At 67.5% G+C, this 16,495-nt stretch carries 8 protein-coding genes; all 8 read left to right on the forward strand.

Translation table 11 applies throughout. The features are described from left to right. Nucleotides 1–144 precede the first annotated feature (144 nt). Nucleotides 145–1,635 carry a bifunctional UDP-N-acetylglucosamine diphosphorylase/glucosamine-1-phosphate N-acetyltransferase GlmU gene (gene glmU / locus ACZYX4_RS07070; protein WP_463874768.1) on the forward strand — a complete coding sequence of 497 codons (1,491 nt, stop codon included), beginning with the start codon at nucleotides 145–147 and terminating at the stop codon, nucleotides 1,633–1,635. A gap of 5 nt (nucleotides 1,636–1,640) precedes the next feature. Further along, nucleotides 1,641–2,621, forward strand: a complete 981-nt coding sequence (locus ACZYX4_RS07075) for a ribose-phosphate diphosphokinase (RefSeq protein WP_463874769.1) — start codon at nucleotides 1,641–1,643, stop codon at nucleotides 2,619–2,621. Nucleotides 2,622–2,893: 272 nt separating this feature from the next. Continuing rightward, entirely contained in the window at nucleotides 2,894–3,496 is a 603-nt protein-coding gene (locus tag ACZYX4_RS07080; protein WP_463874771.1) for a 50S ribosomal protein L25/general stress protein Ctc, read from the forward strand. A 107-nt stretch (nucleotides 3,497–3,603) separates the two neighbouring features. Further along, the gene (gene pth, locus ACZYX4_RS07085) at nucleotides 3,604–4,191 is read left to right on the forward strand and encodes an aminoacyl-tRNA hydrolase (protein ID WP_463874772.1); all 588 of its coding nucleotides are present in this window, start codon (nucleotides 3,604–3,606) and stop codon (nucleotides 4,189–4,191) included. 266 nt (nucleotides 4,192–4,457) lie between these two features. Next, nucleotides 4,458–7,124 (forward strand): helix-turn-helix transcriptional regulator, encoded by a 2,667-nt coding sequence (locus ACZYX4_RS07090; protein WP_463874774.1) that lies wholly within the window; start codon nucleotides 4,458–4,460, stop codon nucleotides 7,122–7,124. Beyond that, complete coding sequence (locus ACZYX4_RS07095) at nucleotides 7,111–9,825, forward strand: LuxR C-terminal-related transcriptional regulator (protein WP_463874775.1); 2,715 nt, start codon at nucleotides 7,111–7,113, stop codon at nucleotides 9,823–9,825. The genes ACZYX4_RS07090 and ACZYX4_RS07095 overlap by 14 nt, the downstream gene beginning before the upstream one ends. A gap of 963 nt (nucleotides 9,826–10,788) precedes the next feature. Continuing rightward, on the forward strand, nucleotides 10,789–13,473 hold the full coding sequence (locus ACZYX4_RS07100) for a LuxR C-terminal-related transcriptional regulator (RefSeq protein WP_463874776.1): 2,685 nt from the start codon (nucleotides 10,789–10,791) through the stop codon (nucleotides 13,471–13,473). Nucleotides 13,474–13,581: 108 nt separating this feature from the next. Further along, the gene (locus ACZYX4_RS07105; protein ID WP_463874777.1) at nucleotides 13,582–16,392 is read left to right on the forward strand and encodes a LuxR C-terminal-related transcriptional regulator; all 2,811 of its coding nucleotides are present in this window, start codon (nucleotides 13,582–13,584) and stop codon (nucleotides 16,390–16,392) included. Nucleotides 16,393–16,495 lie beyond the last annotated feature (103 nt).

Raw genomic sequence — 16,495 nt, forward strand, 5'->3', positions numbered from 1 at the left:
TGAATGCGGTGCCGTGACCGAAGTCTGGCCCGCCCAAGCCGTGCGGATCCGGCAACCGAGGTGCCCAGCTGGCCTCAGCCGCCGGCCACCCAGATCCACCAAGCAGCGGCATGAGCCAAGCCGCTGAGCAAGGAGAGCCCGTACGTGAGCCCCGAGAAGACCGGCCCCGCCGCCGTCATCGTCCTGGCAGCAGGCGCCGGTACCCGGATGAAGTCCCGTACGCCCAAAATCCTCCATGAGATCGGCGGCCGGTCCCTCGTCGGCCACGCGCTGCATGCCGCCCGCACTATCCGGCCGCAGGAGCTGGCCCTCGTCGTCCGGCATGAACGCGACCTCGTTGCCGCCCACATCGCCGCCGTCGACCCGGCCGCCCTGATCGTCGACCAGGACGAGGTGCCCGGCACCGGCCGCGCCGTCGAGGCTGCCCTTGACGCCCTTGACGCGCTCCACCCCCAGGGCAAGCTCAGCGGAACGGTCGTCGTCACCTACGGAGACGTCCCGCTCCTCACCGGCGGGCTGCTCGCCGGCCTCGTCGCCAGCCATGAGGCCGGGCACAACGCCGTCACCGTCCTGACCGCCGTCCTGGCCGACGCCACCGGCTACGGCCGCATCCTGCGGGCTGCGGACGGAACGGTCACCGGGATCCGGGAGCACAAGGACGCCACCGGCCCCGAACGTGAAATCCGGGAAGTCAACTCCGGCATCTACGCCTTCAACGCCGCAGTTCTCCGCGATGCACTGGCCCACGTCACCACCGACAACGCCCAGGGCGAGAAGTACCTCACTGATGTGCTGGCCCTGGCCCGTGCCGCCGGAGGCCGCGTTGCCGCCGTCGTGACCGAAGACCGCTGGCAGGTCGAGGGCGCCAACGACCGGGTCCAGCTCTCGGCACTCGGGGCGGAACTCAACCGGCGCACCGTCGAAGCCTGGATGCGGGCCGGTGTCACCGTCGTCGACCCGGCCACCACCTGGATCGACGCCACCGTCACCCTCGACGAGGACGTGCGGCTGCTGCCCAACACCCAGCTGCACGGCGCCACTACGGTGGCGCGCGACGCCGTCGTCGGCCCCGACACCACCCTCACCGACGTCCAGGTGGGGGAAGGTGCCAAAGTGATCCGTACGCACGGTTCCGGCGCCACGATCGGCGCCAAAGCGAGCGTCGGCCCGTTCACCTACCTGCGCCCCGGCACCGTCCTCGGCGAGACCGGCAAGATCGGCGCCTTCTACGAGACCAAGAACGTCACCATCGGCCGCGGCTCCAAACTGTCCCATCTCGGCTACGCCGGCGACGCCGAGATCGGTGAAGACACGAACATCGGCTGCGGGAACATCACCGCGAACTACGACGGCGAGAAGAAGCACCGCACGGTCATCGGTTCCGGCGTCCGCACCGGTTCGAACACCGTGTTCGTTGCTCCCGTCCAGGTTGGTGACGGCGCCTACAGCGGTGCCGGCGCCGTGATCCGCCGCGACGTGCCCCCCGGCGCCCTGGTCCTCTCCCTGGCCCGGCAGCAGAACACCGAAGGCTGGGTCCTGGCGAACCGCCCGGACTCGATTTCCGCGTCCGTGGCCGCGGCCGCCGGCGCCACCACAACTTCCTCCAGTACTCCGGCATCTACAGAAGAGGGCTAGCAATAATGAGCGAAATTACGGCACGCGGCGAGAAGAAGCTGGTGCTCGCCGCTGGGCGCGCGCATCCTGAGCTGGCGAGGGAAATCGCCAAGGAGCTCGGCACCGAGCTGCTGCCCCTGGATGCCTATGACTTCGCCAACGGCGAGATCTACGTCCGGGCCGGGGAAAGCGTGCGGGGCACCGACGCCTTCGTCATCCAGGCGCACCCCGCCCCGCTGAACAACTGGCTGATGGAACAGCTCATCATGATCGATTCGCTCAAGCGGGCCTCCGCCAAGCGCATCACCGTGGTGTCGCCGTTCTACCCGTACGCCCGTCAGGACAAGAAGGGCCGCGGCCGTGAGCCCATTTCCGCGCGCCTGATCGCCGATCTGTACAAGACCGCCGGCGCCGACCGCATCATGAGCGTGGACCTGCACACCTCGCAGATCCAGGGCTTCTTCGACGGTCCCGTGGACCACCTCATGGCCATCCCGCTGCTGGCGGACTACATCCGTACCCGCGTTGCGGCAGACAACATCACGGTCGTATCCCCGGACACCGGCCGTGTCCGGGTGGCCGAACAGTGGGCCGAGCGCCTTGGCGGCGCGCCGCTGGCCTTCGTGCACAAGAGCCGCGACCTGACCGTTCCGAACCAGGCCATCTCCAAGACGGTCGTCGGCCAGGTCGAAGGCCGCACCTGCGTGCTGATCGACGACATGATCGACACCGGCGGCACCATTTCCGGTGCGGTCCAGGTGCTCAAGAACGCCGGGGCCAAGGACGTCATCATCGCCGCCACGCACGCCGTCTTCTCCGACCCCGCGGCCCAGCGGCTGTCGGAGTCCGGCGCCCGCGAGGTCGTCGTCACCAACACCCTGCCGATTGACCCCGGCAAGCGCTTCCCGCAACTGACCGTGCTGTCCATCGCACCGCTGATCGCCCGCGCCATCCGCGAAGTGTTCGACGACGGCTCCGTCACCAGCCTGTTCGACGGCAACGCCTGACCTCCCCTGTTGAAGACGGTTGAGCCTGCTCCACCGTCCGCCAGTGCGGGACCGTTTTTATGATTGCGGCCCCGCACTGGTAACCTTGAACCGAAACCTTGGCGAGGGAGAGCACCGGTGACCCGTATTTACGGCTAACCGGACTGCTGGTCTCCGTTATCGACTGGGTCTGAATCTCCCTTCGGAAGGGCGGCCGCTCGGCCACCCGGCGTTGAAGGTCGCAAACAGACCTCCGCCCTTGCTATCAACCGCTAGTCCACTAGGAGATACCCATGTCTGAGCAGAAGCTCGCAGCAGAAGTACGCACCGAATTCGGCAAGGGCTTCGCCCGCCGCGCCCGCATGGAAGGCCTGATTCCGGCCGTCATCTACGGCCACGGCGCCGAGCCGATCCACATCACCCTGCCGTCCAAGTCCACCACCCTGGCCGTCCGCGTTGCCAACGCGCTGCTGACCCTGGACATCAACGGCGAACAGCACCTCGCCCTGGTCAAGGACATCCAGCGCGACCCGATCAAGCAGATCATCGAGCACCTCGATCTCCTGACCGTCCGCACCGGCGAAAAGGTCACCGTCGACGTTCCCGTGCACGTCACCGGCGAACTTGCCCCGGGCAGCGTGTTCAACCAGGAAATGACCACCGTCTCCCTCGAGGCCGAGGCGACCCACCTGCCGACCGGCATCGAGGTCAGCATCGAGGGCCGCACCGCCGGCGAGCACATCCACGCTTCCGACCTGGTCCTGCCGAAGGGCGCCGTCCTGCTGGCCGACGCCGAGGCCCTCGTTGTGCACATCTCCGAGGCCACCGAGGTCTCCGAGGAAGAAGCATCCGCCGACACCACCGAAGGCTCTTCGGTCTCAGTCGCAGCCGAGTAGTTCCGGCGATTTTCGGTGGCCGGGTCCCAATGGGGCCCGGCCGCCGTCGTCTGCACAGCCTGCCCACCTGCCGCCCGACCCGGACTGCCCCACAAAAGGACTGATCCATGACTGACACCTGGCTGATCGTAGGCCTCGGGAACCCCGGAGCCGAGTACGCCCACAACCGGCACAACGTCGGACAGATGGTCCTCGACGAACTTGCTTCCCGGATCGGGAGCGGCTTCAAGTCGCACAAGTCCCGGGCCCAGGTGCTGGAAGGCCGCCTTGGCATCGGCGGCCCGCGCGTGGTGCTGGCGAAGCCGCTGAGCTACATGAACGTCTCCGGTGGCCCGGTCTCGGCGCTTTGCAGGTTCTACGACATCGAGCCCGGCCACGTCATCGCCGTGCACGACGAGATCGACATCCCTTTTAACGCGGTGAAGTTGAAGCTGGGCGGCGGCGAAGGGGGCCACAACGGGCTGCGCGACATCTCCAAGGCCCTCGCCACCAAGGAGTACCTGCGGGTCCGGGTCGGCGTGGGACGCCCGCCGGGCAGGATGGACACCGCTGACTTTGTGCTGAAGGACTTTTCCGGTTCCGAGAAGAAGGAACTGCCCTTCCTGATCGACACCGCGGCGGACGCCGCGGAAGCCCTGGTCCGCGACGGCCTGCTGGCGGCGCAGCAGCAGTTCCACCCGGCGAAGACGCCGTAGCCGGCAAAACCCGGGAGCTTCCGGCGCGGCGCCCCGCGCCATGCGCCGGGGCAGACCTTCGAATTTCTTCCACGCTTTCTGAAATGCGGATATGATCGCTCTACTCTCATGTCGGGGGATAGGGATACGCAACTTCTAAGCGGACGGTCTCAGGTTTGCTGTCCGCAAAGCGGTATGAAGGAAACAAGATGTCGAGGGAATCGCTGGGCTGGGGGAATGTTTCCACTACATTGGCACCCGCCGAAGAAGGGACTGTAACCGGTCCGTTGGACCGGCACAGGTGGTCAGGCCTCGCGCGCAGCGCCGACGCCGACCGGGTCCGCAGCGCACTGCTGGCGGAGGGCCGCGTGGGCGTCGTCATCACCGGTGAGCGCGGGGTGGGCAAAACCCAGGTGGGACGCGCCGCGGTCGCAGGCTTCGGACCCGACGTCTACACGCTTCAGCTCCGCAGCTCGGGACCGGGCTCGGCCACGCCCTATGGTTGCCTGGCCTTCACGCTCGCCCGCCTGCCGCAAAGCTCCCTTGGCTCGCCGACGGCCATCCTGCACGGCATCACGTCCCTGATCCGCGACGACGCCGGCGGACGCAAGTGCGTCATTCTGCTGGACAACGCCGGAGCCCTGGACGAACTGAGCACGGGGGTGCTGCTCAACCTGGTGCAGACCGGGACCGCGCGGCTCGTCGCTACCGTCCAGCGCACAACGGACCTTCCGCCGGACTTCTACTGGCTCCTTACCTCCGGGCAGCTGGCGGAGGTCCCGCTCGCCAACCTCACGGAGGTCGAAACCCTCGACGTGCTCCAGGCAGCGCTGGGGCACAGGGTGTCCACCGCCCTGGCCAGCCAGTTGCACCATCTGGTGGGCGGCAGCCCGACCCTGCTGCAGGCCGTGGTCTCGGAGCAGATCGAACGGGGAAACCTCGTGCTCTCAGGATCCGTCTGGACCCTGGTCGATGAGGTGGAGCTTGACGGGCGCACTGCGCTGGAAGACATCGTCCGGGCCAGGTACGCCCGCGAGACGCCGGTGGCACGGGAACTCATCGAGGTACTCTCCTGTGCCCGGAGCCTGCCGCTGGCCCGGCTCGCGCGGATGTACAGCCCTGGCGTCATCGCGGACATGGAAGATGCGGGTCAGATCGTAGTCGACCGGACGGGCCGGCACCTCGTTACACTCGGGGACCGGTATCTGGGCGACATCGTCCGCAACTGGCTCAGTGTGGAGCGCAGGCTGGAGTTGCGGGACATGGTGCCGGGGCATCATCAGGACGAGCTCAACGACCTGGCCGTGGAGGACCTGCTGGCCTACGCGGCGTGGACGCACGACTGTGATGCGCCCCTGGCGCCTGCCCACGCCGTGGCGGCTGCCGGAGCCGCAGTCAAACTCTTTGACCCGAAATTCGCGCTCAAATGCGCCGGCAGCCTGAGTACGAAGGACCCGGAGTGGGCCGAGGGCCAGCTGCAGAAATCCGCCGCGTACCTTCAGCTGGGGCTTCCCCTGCAGGCCATGGCGGCCCTGGACGATGTGTCCGAGGTACAGCTCGGCGCCCTCGGCGCGGAGGCTTACGCGGATCTGATTGCCGCGAAGGCGGACTGCATGTCCTGGCTCGAGGACCGGTCCGGTGAGGTCCCTGAGCTGCTCCGGCAGGCCCGGTTGCGGCTCCGTGAGCTCGCCGGGGAGCTGCCGGCGGCGTCACCGCAAGGGCTGACCCGTGCCGGGCTCTGCCTGGACCTTTGCGAATTCAACTACCTGTCCTTTGTCGGCGACTACGCGCCCATGATGGACCGGCTCCGTGCCGCGGCCTCCTTGGACGTGGACGACGTCGATCCGGTGCACCGGCTCAGGTCCGGCATCATTCTGATGGAGGCCCTCTGCATGACGGGCAAGGAGGTGGAGGCCCGCAGGCTGATGCGGGAGATCGGCGGACAGCTGGGGGAATGGTCCAACGTTCCGCGGATCCGGGAAAACTTCGCGTGGCGATCCTTCAACGTGCTGCTCCTGTCGGGACACTGGCGCCAGAGCATCGACATGCTCAAGGATGCCAGCGGCCGGGCCGGCCACGGTCTGCATTCCGGCAGCGCGCCCACTGATTTGGCTGTCGGCCTTGCCTACGTGTACGCGGGCCGCGGCTACATGGCCCTGGACCCCCTCCTGGCCGCGATCGCGCAGCTCGAAGTCCGGGCCAGCCTGCACTCTCTGCGGCAGGCCTACGCAGCCGCCGCCTTTGCCTACGCCCAGACCGGGAATTCCGTGCAGGCCACGGTCTATCTGGACCGCGCCCGGTCAGCGGACGGCCCCGCCCGTTTCGCGGTCCGAAGCTCCGCGGACTTCTGCATGGACATGGCCTCGCGGTGGCTGGGGGATCCGGAGGCCAAGGACCGGCTGGTGCGCGCGGCCGAGGATCATTACCGGTCGGGCCGGTACACCCTGGCCGGCATCTTCATGCTCGGCGCGACGGTCAACGGCACCACCAAGGACTTCCAGTTCCTGGAGGACATCGCGGCTTTGCGGCAGGGGCCCCTCGCGGAGCTGTCCCGGACCATTGCCGTGGGCAGCCGCAAGAAGGATCCCACCGTTATGCTGGAGGCCGCCAGCCAGGCCGCGGCCATGGAACTCGACGCAGTCCAGGCCAGATGCGCCGCCCTCGCTTTCGACTTCGCCAAGGCCTGCGGGCTGAGCGGGAAGGCCAGCGCCGCCCATGCCATCCTTGAGGGCCTCGCGGATTCCTTGCCTGCGCTGCCGATCATCCCCCGGAACAAGGGGCCTCTGCTCACGGACAGGGAGCGGCAGATTGCCACCCTCGCCGGCAACGGGGTCTCCAACAAGGACATTGCCCTGGCCATCGGCATTTCTGTGCGGACAGTGGAAGGCCACCTTTACCAGGTGTTCACCAAGCTGGGAGTTTCTTCGCGAAGTGATCTGCTTGGACTCATCTAGGAACCGCGCGGCCGCCCCCGCGGCGGCGGAAGCACCCAGGGCCCTGGCCGGGCGGGCGGAGGACCTGCGGTCGGCGGTGGAGGCCATCCTGGGGAACACCCACGTTGCGGTACTGGTGCTCGGTGACAGCGGGATCGGCAAATCCACCCTTCTGGACGCTGTGGTGAACGAACTGCAGTCGGCCGTGACGCCCGTCCGCATCCACGGCAGCCCGTCGCTGGCGAATGTGCCGTACGGGGTGCTGGGTCCCTTTATTGTCGGGCTGCCCGCACAGGAGGCCACCTCGCAGCTGGCGGTGCTCAGGACCTTCTGGTCGGGGCTGGAGGAAGAGCGCCGCGCTTCGCAGAAGCCCCTGCTGCTGGTTGTCGACGACGCCCATGACCTTGACGAATCGACCGCCGGAATCCTGGTGGAACTCGCCGCGGCCGGCTGGGCGAAACTGCTGGTTGCCTCGTCCACCCGGCCGGGGCTGCCGGAACCGCTGCTGCAGCTGTGGTTTGAGGGCATGGCGGAACGCCTTGACCTCCGTCCACTGACCCAGCAGCAGACCTACGACATCCTCGAAAGTGTGCTGGGTCCCCAGGTCCTGCCGAGCGTTGCCGAAATCCTCTGGGAAGCTTCCGAGGGCAACCCGCTGCTGCTCAGCTGTCTCATCGACGACGCGAAGAACGACGGCACGCTGCTGCCACGCAACGGAGTGTGGCTTCTCGCCCGTCCGCTTAACAGCCACGGGGAAAGCTTGACCGACGTCGTGCGCCGGAAGTTGCTTCGGCGTTCCCCGCAAGAGCGCCAGGCCCTGAACCTCATTGCCTTGGCCGAGCCGGTGTCCCGCGACTTGATTGAGGCCACGGTAGGCGAAGACCCGGTGGCGGCCCTCATCGAACACGAGATGATCCGGGTTACGCCGGCACCGCACCCGCAATTGAGGCTCTGGCACTCCATCTTCGGCGACACGCTGCGCAACCTGATTTCACCGGCCCGCAGCCTCCAGCTCCGGCAGAGCCTCCTGCGGCTCATGGACAACGAACCGACGTCGGCAGAAGGCCTCCTGCGCCAGGTGAGCTGGTCGATGGAATGTGGAGCGGAGGTCGAGGACCGGCAGCTGCTGCGCGCCGCCGTCCTGGCCAGCCGGCTTCACAAGGATGAACTGGCACGCAAAGCCGCCGCACTGGTCAAGGACCCCGAATTGCAGGTGGCTGCGCGGGCCGTGATGGCACGGACCTACTTCAATACCTCGGACTACGCGTCCGCCCGGGACATCCTCGACGCCGACTTCGCCAAGGGCCTCAGCGTGGCGGTCCTTCTCACGGGAACGATGATGTGGGCTGCCGTGCAGGCTGCACTGGGCCAGGCGCCGGCCGACATCATGGACCGCGCCGGAGCCCTCCTGGAGGCAGGGGAGCAGCTGGCCCGGAACAACCCGGATGATGCCGAGCGAATCCTCGCGGCAACCCGGGAACGCTACGCGACCATTCACGCCATGGTGTTCGCGCTGGCGGGGGAATACCCGGACAGTGCGGGCACGGAGGCCCAATCGGGGGCTGGCGCGCAGCCTCCGCCGGCCAACGCCCTGGAGACTGCGTTCAGGCTGGCGCTGACATCGGAACGGCTTCTTGTGCAGGGCAAAGCGGTCCAGTCGTTCGCTGCGGTGGCCGAGGCTCTGGAAAGCGCGGGCGCCGGATCCGAAGAACTGTACTTCCTCGCCGATTTCCTCGTGGGGCGGGCAGCAGCGGCCCTGATCCACGGCGGCGACTGGGAAGCCGCCGAAAGCCTCCTGGCCGGTGTAGCCGCCGGACCGGGACCAAACCCCACCTCGTTCGGCGGCGGATTCCATGCCGCACACGGGATCATCCTGCTGTACCAGGGCAGGGCAGCCCAGGCCCTGAAGACCCTCAGCGTGGCCCTGGAATCACTGCGGCTCGCGGATCCCCAGCAGCTCTTCGCCCTGACGTCGTCGATGGCCTTCGCCGCCGCCGCCGAAGTCGGCGCCAAGGACAAGGCTGCGGCGTTCCTCGCCGACTACGAAGCCGCTCCGCCCGCGGTGTCACGCTACCTGCGCATCCTCTCGCAGATGGCGGTCAACTACGGAAAGGCCCGCCTGGGCAATTACCCGGGCGCCGTCGACGAGTTGAGGGCGCTGGGCCGGCCCCACGGCGACGATTCCACAGCAGGCCTGGAGTTCGACTCGCTTGCTTTCTGCCTGGCCCTCGGAGACCGGGACGCGGCCACCCGGCTGCTTGAACTGCAACCCCAGCTGGAAGGCCCCAGGCCCGCCGCGGTCTGCCACTATGCCGCGGCGGTCCGCGCCGACCTGGCTCCCGACTATCTGGAAGCGGGCAAGAGCTGCGAAGACGCCCAGCTGTGGGGCTTCGCGGCGCTCGCCTACGATGCCGCTGCGACCGGGTACCGGGCGGCCGGCGACACCCTGCGGGAACGCATGGCGACGTCCCAGCGGAAGCGGTGCCTGGCCCGGGCAGACAGCATCGCCGGCCAGGAACAGGAAGCCGACGCCGACGCCCTTGGCCTGTTGACGCGCCGGGAGCGCGACATCGTCGCACTGGCGGTGCGCGGACTGAGCGACCGACAGATTGCCGCCGAGTTGCAGGTGTCCATCCGAACAGTCGAAGGCCACCTTTACCGCAGCTACGCCAAACTCAACGTCAAAGGCAGGGACCAGCTCCCGGGAGTATCCACCTCCTAGCTGGTCCCGGGCTTTCTCCGGCCCGGCCCTTTGCCGGACCCCAGCCCCTGTTGCCCGTGGTGGCCCGGCGCGGGGCAGGCATCACTCCCTTTCACCCTGCCGCGGCGCGTGGCTCCGGGCGGGCCTGCAAGTAGGCACCCGACCGCTTGGGTATCGGGACCGCGTAGCCGGACCGCACAAGCGTCCCCAACCGGCCGCCGTGACAAGTACCCTCGACCACGGGCCCGATCCGAACCCACCACGAATTCGAGTACGGACTACCGGTGCGCGGTCGGTGTCCGGTTCGCTAAATTGTAATCAGGCACCAGGAACCACCCGACAAAACCACACAACGAAGGACTTTGAACGTGAAGCCATCAACGCGGAAGCGGCCCGGGCACTCCGAAGAAGCAGCCAGGATCGCCCGCGTGGGGAATGATGGTCCGCACTGGTGCAGTACACCCTAAAAACCCTCCGAAATGGTCTCCCGAATGGTTCGCGCATTCTGCGTGAACCCCTTTGACGGAGCCGACGGCGTCGGAACCTTCTGAGACCGAGGTTCCTCCCCCCAGCCGCCGTCGGCTCCCCTAAGATTGGCAGTGGCCCCAGTCCTGGCTCGGCCGCCCGTTCACCGGGCGGCCGTGCCAGGACTGTGACGGTAGGGAGCAGGATCACGCCTTGGCGCGGAAGCCCTCCCAGTTCCTCGGCCGTACGTATGCCCGAGTGGCAGCGGCCCGCGCCACCGGACTGCCGGGCCGGCGCCGACTACTTGGTTAAGACAGCATTCCGGCCCGCGCATCCTGAGTACATCCACGTAGCCCAGGGCCCGCCCCCGCACTGGTAGTCGAGTAGTGCTTACGCATCCGGAACTTTCCTTTCGTCAATAAGTTGGACGTATCGGTAGTCATAACTTTGATTGCGAAGGTCTCTCTCATGTTTCAGCAAGAAGCCGGCCCGCCTGCGGGCAGCGGCAGATCAGATGTCATGTCAGTCGTCCAACGTCCGGGGAAGGGGCGGCTCGAGAAGCGCTACATACGGCGCAAAACCGTCGACGACGTGGTCGCGTCTCTGACGTCGGGATCGGGTTGCGGGGCAGTACTTGTGGGGGAACACGGGGCTGGAAAGTCCTTTGTTGCCCAGCGGGCCCTCGAACAGCTGGGGGATGAGTACCTGGTCGTCCAGGTCCGGGGCAGCTCCATTTCCTCCAAACTCCCGTACGGGGCCCTGAGCGTCCTGCTCAACGAACTCGATGCCTCCCACCTTGAACACCCGCTGATGGTGCTGCGGGGTTTGACCCAGCTCCTTCATACCCGGGCCCAGGGCCGCAGCGTTGTACTCTTCGTCGATAACGCCCATGACCTCGATGAGCTCTCCACCATGATGGTTGCCCAGCTCTGCGCCGGCGGACACGTCCTGCTGCTTGCAGCGTGCGTTGACCTGCCCAATCTGGGCAGCGACATCATGGGACTCTGGAAGGACGATCTGCTGCGCCGTGTGGACCTTGGCCCGTTCGATTTCCGCGAAACGGCCGACAGTCTTGCCCTGGAGTACGGCGGGCACTTCTCTCACACCGCGGCACGCGCCCTCTGGAACGCCAGCGGCGGCAACGCGCTCTTCCTGCATTCTCTGGCACGGGAGCAGATCAGGGTCGGAACAATTGTCCGCCACGAGGATTCCTGGGTTTTGGGGGACAAACCGGTGGCTCTGGCCGGTGAGATCCGGGATGTGCTCAAGGCCCGCCTGAACCGGCTTAGCCCCGGGCAGCGCGATGTGTTCGAGCTCTTGTCACTCGCCGGAGCGTTGCCCCTGCAGACCCTGATGAGCGTGTCGCGGGCGCAAGACATTGACACGCTGCAGGAGCGGGCGCTGATCCGCGTCAGCCATGACCATCCACCCATGGTGAGCATCACCAACCCGGTCACGGCCGGAATCGTGGCCAGCGTGGTGCCGCCCGGTCGCAGTGCTGAGCTTCGCCGCCGGCTGGGAGCTGTACTCCAGGACCAGGATATCGACGAATTCACGGGGTCCACGGCGGTCTCGTGGGCACTGGACTGCGGGGAAGAGGTGGACCCCAGGCTGGCCCTGGCGGCGGCCCGCATGGCGAACAAGGCATCCGACCCGCAGTCCGCCCTGAGGTTTACCCGGGAAATCGCGGGCGGGGAGAAACTGGCGGAAGTGGCTCTCGAATCTGCCCGGGCGTTCATCGCCCTGCACAATGACGACGCCGCCCGCCGCATCCTGGCTGACGTTGAACGGCGGGCCGGTGACGGGCTGGCACTGGATGAGTGGGCCTCGTTGCAGCTGCTGTGGGCTGAACTGGACAGGCGCAGCCCCGCAGCCCCGGCCAGCGCACTGGCAAGGCTGCAGGAGATTGAACTGCGGCTCACGGTGACCGGGGACGCCGGGGCGGCGCCAGGTCCGCTGGCCGAGCGGGTGCGCCTGGCTTATGCCCAGTTGGCCGCCTTCGAAGGCCGGTATGGCGATGTTCTGCAAATGTTCGAGGACGCGGATTCCACCGACCTCGGCAGCGAAGCAAAGGTCATCGCCGCGAGCCTGCTGTGTGAGGCGAAGGCCGTCACCGGCGACATCCTGGGAGCGGTGGGGCTCGGCAGGCAAGCCATTCTTGCCGCTGGCGCCCTCGACCTTCCCGACGCTTCGATCCGGGAAATCCGCGGGCGGTTCCTGATGCTTTTGCTGCTGTCCGCGAAGTTCCGGGAGGCAGCAGGCTTCCTCTCCGAGACCTCGGAATCCTCGGACCAGCAAGCCCGGCTGGGCGGCATGTTTGAGATCGGCCAGGGGATCGTGGACCTCCATCGTGGTGACCTCACGGGGGCACTCCAGCGGCTGCAGTCCGGGGTCTGGCAGCTCAGCATGCACGATCCGGATGCTGTTTCCGGACTCGCAACCGCAGCCTGTGCCTATGCATTCGCGCTTCAGGGCGATGAGGAAAAGGCTGGCGCCCTGCTGGTAGAAGTCGAGGAGCAGCAGCCCCGGGCATCGTGGCTCGTGAACCGCATCACCCGGTACTTTGAGCTGTCCGCCAAGGCGGAAATCGGCCAGAAGACCGAGGCCCTCCGCGCGCTGAAGCTGGAAGCGGACATTGACACGGACGCGTCGGCGCTTGCCACCGGCCTGCAGTTCCTCTCAGCGGTAGCCCGGCTGGGAGACCGCCAGGCCAGCCAGAAACTCAGTGATCTTGCGGGACAGGTCACCGGGCACTTCGCCGGTCTGTGCTCGCGGCTGGCGGAAGGGCTGGCGGATGCCGACAGCGAGGAACTGCTGGCGACGTCCAAGGACGCCGACGCGGCAGGCCACGCGGTCTTCGCCAGGGACGTGACCAGAAAAGCAGTCAGCTGTGCCAACGACGCCGGTAACCGCATCTCCCTCCGGATGGCCCAGCGCACGCAGCAGTCCCTGGAAGACCGGTTCGGCAACCCCAGGAACGGCGTGCTCTCACTGCTGACCTCCACCTTGACCGCCCGGGAATCGGAGGTGGCGGTCAGGGCGGCCACAGGTACGTCCAATCGCAAGATCGCTGACGAGATGCACGTTTCCGTCCGCACCGTTGAGGGGCACCTCTACCAGGTGTATGCGAAACTCCACGTCGCGAGCAGGTCGGAACTCAAAGATGTCATCTCCGGACCCGTCGAACACGCCCGCCTGGGCTGACCGACCCGGCGCTCTCACTATTGAGCGGTCGGGGCGGTCCGGGCGGACCCGGCGCCCTCGTCTCCGGTCGGCCCGGGAGCCGACGTGCGGCCGCAGGGAGGACAACGGGTGGAAGGCCTGACTGAGTCCGCCACCCTGGTTGGCCGGACCGGCGTCGTCAAGGACATCATCAGATGCCTTCGCGACGGCGGGATGTCCGGCGCCCTCATCGTCGGGAACCCGGGCACCGGGAAGACCGCCGTCTCCCGGGCGGTCATCCGGGAACTCCGGCCCCACACCGCCATGATCCGGCTCACGGCAACACCGGCCCTGTCTGCCGTGCCCTTCGGCGCGCTCTCGCCCTACCTTGGCGAACTGCCCGCCCGCGACCTGGATTCCTTTGCCGCCGTTGTTAAAGCCGTGACAGACAGCATCAAGTCCCAGACCAGCAAGCCGCTCTTCGTGATCGATGACGCCCAGTTCCTGGACCGCGGGACGACGCAGCTTGTTGCGCAAGCGGTCGCGACAGGTGCTGCCAGCATCCTGGCCACATGCCGGCCGGGTTTGCTTATTCCCGAGGAATTCCTGGCCCTCTGGGATGACGGGATCGTTGCGAAGTTTGACCTCGAGGCGCTCACCCGAACCGAGGTGCACCAGCTCTGCGAGCAAGTGCTCCGCGCCGATGTCTCGCCGTGGGCCAGCGCGCTGTTCGCCGATGCTTCCGCCGGAAACCCGTTCATGCTGCTGTCCCTCATCGAACACGCCCGCAACACAGGGGCGCTGGCGCTGCGTCACGGCATCTGGTTTCTCGTCTCATCTCCCGGCCTGGCCGATATTCCCGTAGCTGACCTGATCGGCCATGAACTCCGGTCGATGTCACCCGAGGAAAGGACGGCCGCCGCGATAGTGGCCCTGGCGGGACCGCTGCCGCTGGGCCAATTATTGGGGTTCGGTGGCCCGAAGGCTGTCGATGCACTGGAACGGGCCGGGATCATCAGCGTCTCACGAGGCGCCGACCGGACGGTCCGTCCCGCGAGTCCGCTGATCGGAGAAATCATTCGCCGCTGGGTCCCGGCGGGAAAAAGCGCCGGATTGCGTGCCAGCTTTGTCGCACTTCCTCCGGGAGGGCCCGTGCCGGCGGCTGCATTCCTGAACCGGGTTCGGTGGGCGCTGGACTGCGGAGCCGCCGTGCCGCCGGAGGAGCTGCTCAAAGCGGCGTGCACCGCCAACGCCGCCCTCGATGCAGGCGCCGCGATGCGGACCGCGGAAGCCGTTTCCGATGACGCGAAGCTGCCCGAGGCCCGGCTGCAGATGGCCTACGCGCGGTACCTGCTGGGCGACCGCCAGCAGTCCGCAAAACTCCTGCAGCTCGCGGATCCCATGCCGAACGAAAACACCCGCTATCTGGCCGCGCTGCTCTCAGCCCGGCTGACGGGACGGACAACGGCGCCGGGGACCGGCGTGGCGCCGGACCGCAGGGGTGCTCCCGCCGCAACAGGCACTGCCGGAACAGACGCCCCGAGAACTTACGCTGCAGGAACAGAACCCGCCGCAGCAGACCGGGCCGGAACGGACCGAGCCGCAACTTCCGCCGGACCGTCCGACGTCGGGCGTCCGGCCATCGGCCAACGGGCTTTCCGCAGCGACGCCGGGGCGGGGCCGTCGTGGCTGGATCTGGCCGCGATCGAACTGGCGGCGGGGACCGCCGCCAGTCCGCCGACCGCGTGCCACCTTAACGACGGCCAGGAGGACCGTGAGGGCGGGCTGAGCCGGCTGGTGGTGGCCGCCGGGGATCGGCAGGAGATCAAGATCCCGGCTGAGTCGCTGCTCGCCGAGTTGCTTTGTGCCAAGGGCCGGGTGGTGGACGGACTGGGGCTGGCCCGCGAGGCCTGGCAGGGGGCGCGAAGCGCCAGCGAGGCGCTGCCCCTGGTGTATGAAGACCTCCTGGTGCGCTACAGCCTGAGCCTGAACTGGGCAGGGGAATGGGAATCTCTCGCCGCGGCCCTCGACGAGTATGAGTCGGACTATCCCTCGCGGCTGCCGCTCAGCGGCGGCATCCTGCACCTGATGAGGGGCCTCGCCCGTGTCCGCCAGGGGCGCATGCCGGAGGGAATTGCCGAACTCGTTCTCGGCGTCGAGGATCTCACGATTGCCGATCCCTGGGAATTACTGCCCTTCGCCCATTCGGTCGCAGCATACGCCGCCTCCGCGGTGGGTCACGCGCGGGAGGCCGAGGAGCACGCGACCGCTTTCCGGCTGTCCCGGTACCGCGGGCCGGGGGCACTCCCGTTGCTCGCCGAGGCGTACTCGACCGCGGCCGACGGGGCTCCGGGCGGTGTTGCCGAGGTCAGCAAGAGGCTTGGCGGCCTGGCGGAGGAGGCCAGACGGCAGGGTTTGCGGGGGACTGAGACGGACATCAGGCGACTGTCCGTGCGCCGCGGGGACACTGCCGCCGCTGACGGTCTTGCACGGAGCAGCCTCGCGGTTGAGGGGCGGGAGGCCGGCATGCTGCACGACTACGCGCTCGCGGTGCTCCATGCTGACGACGCCGAACTCGTGAGGATCAGTGACAGGGCGTTGCGGGCCGGCTATGTGCTGCTGGCTCTCGAAGCGGCGCAGGAAGCGGAACGATGCCTCGTCGAAAGCACCGACAAGCGGAAACTGCTGGCTGTCCAGCGCAAGATCCAGAACCGGATGACCGCTGCCGGCATGTCTGCCCACATCGACCTGGTCCGTCCTGAACAGGATGCGGAACTCACCGCCCGGGAAACCGAAATCCTGGATCTGGTGTCCGGCGGAGCCACCAACGCGGAGATAGCCAGGCAGCTCTGCGTGTCCCAGCGGACCGTGGAAGGACACCTTTACCGGGTGTTCGCCAAACTGGGCGTCAGCCGGCGGGTCGACCTCATCGAAACCGGCGGCGATTCGCACGAGCACTGAGCCCCCCGGAGGGACCACGCGGACAACGAGGACAACGAGGACAACGGGGACAACGGGGACAACGGGAGACACCCCGGGATACCCCGGGGGCGGGCGGAACCCC

It is taken from the genome of Pseudarthrobacter leeuwenhoeki (genome assembly GCF_055412885.1).

Excerpts from the sequence above, each read along its gene's own strand:
- ACZYX4_RS07075 (WP_463874769.1), top strand. The coding sequence starts at position 1,641 with ATGAGCGAAATTACGGCACGCGGCGAGAAGAAGCTGGTGCTCGCCGCT.
- ACZYX4_RS07080 (WP_463874771.1), top strand. The coding sequence starts at position 2,894 with ATGTCTGAGCAGAAGCTCGCAGCAGAAGTACGCACCGAATTCGGCAAG.
- pth (WP_463874772.1), top strand. The coding sequence starts at position 3,604 with ATGACTGACACCTGGCTGATCGTAGGCCTCGGGAACCCCGGAGCCGAG.
- ACZYX4_RS07100 (WP_463874776.1), top strand. The coding sequence starts at position 10,789 with ATGTCAGTCGTCCAACGTCCGGGGAAGGGGCGGCTCGAGAAGCGCTAC.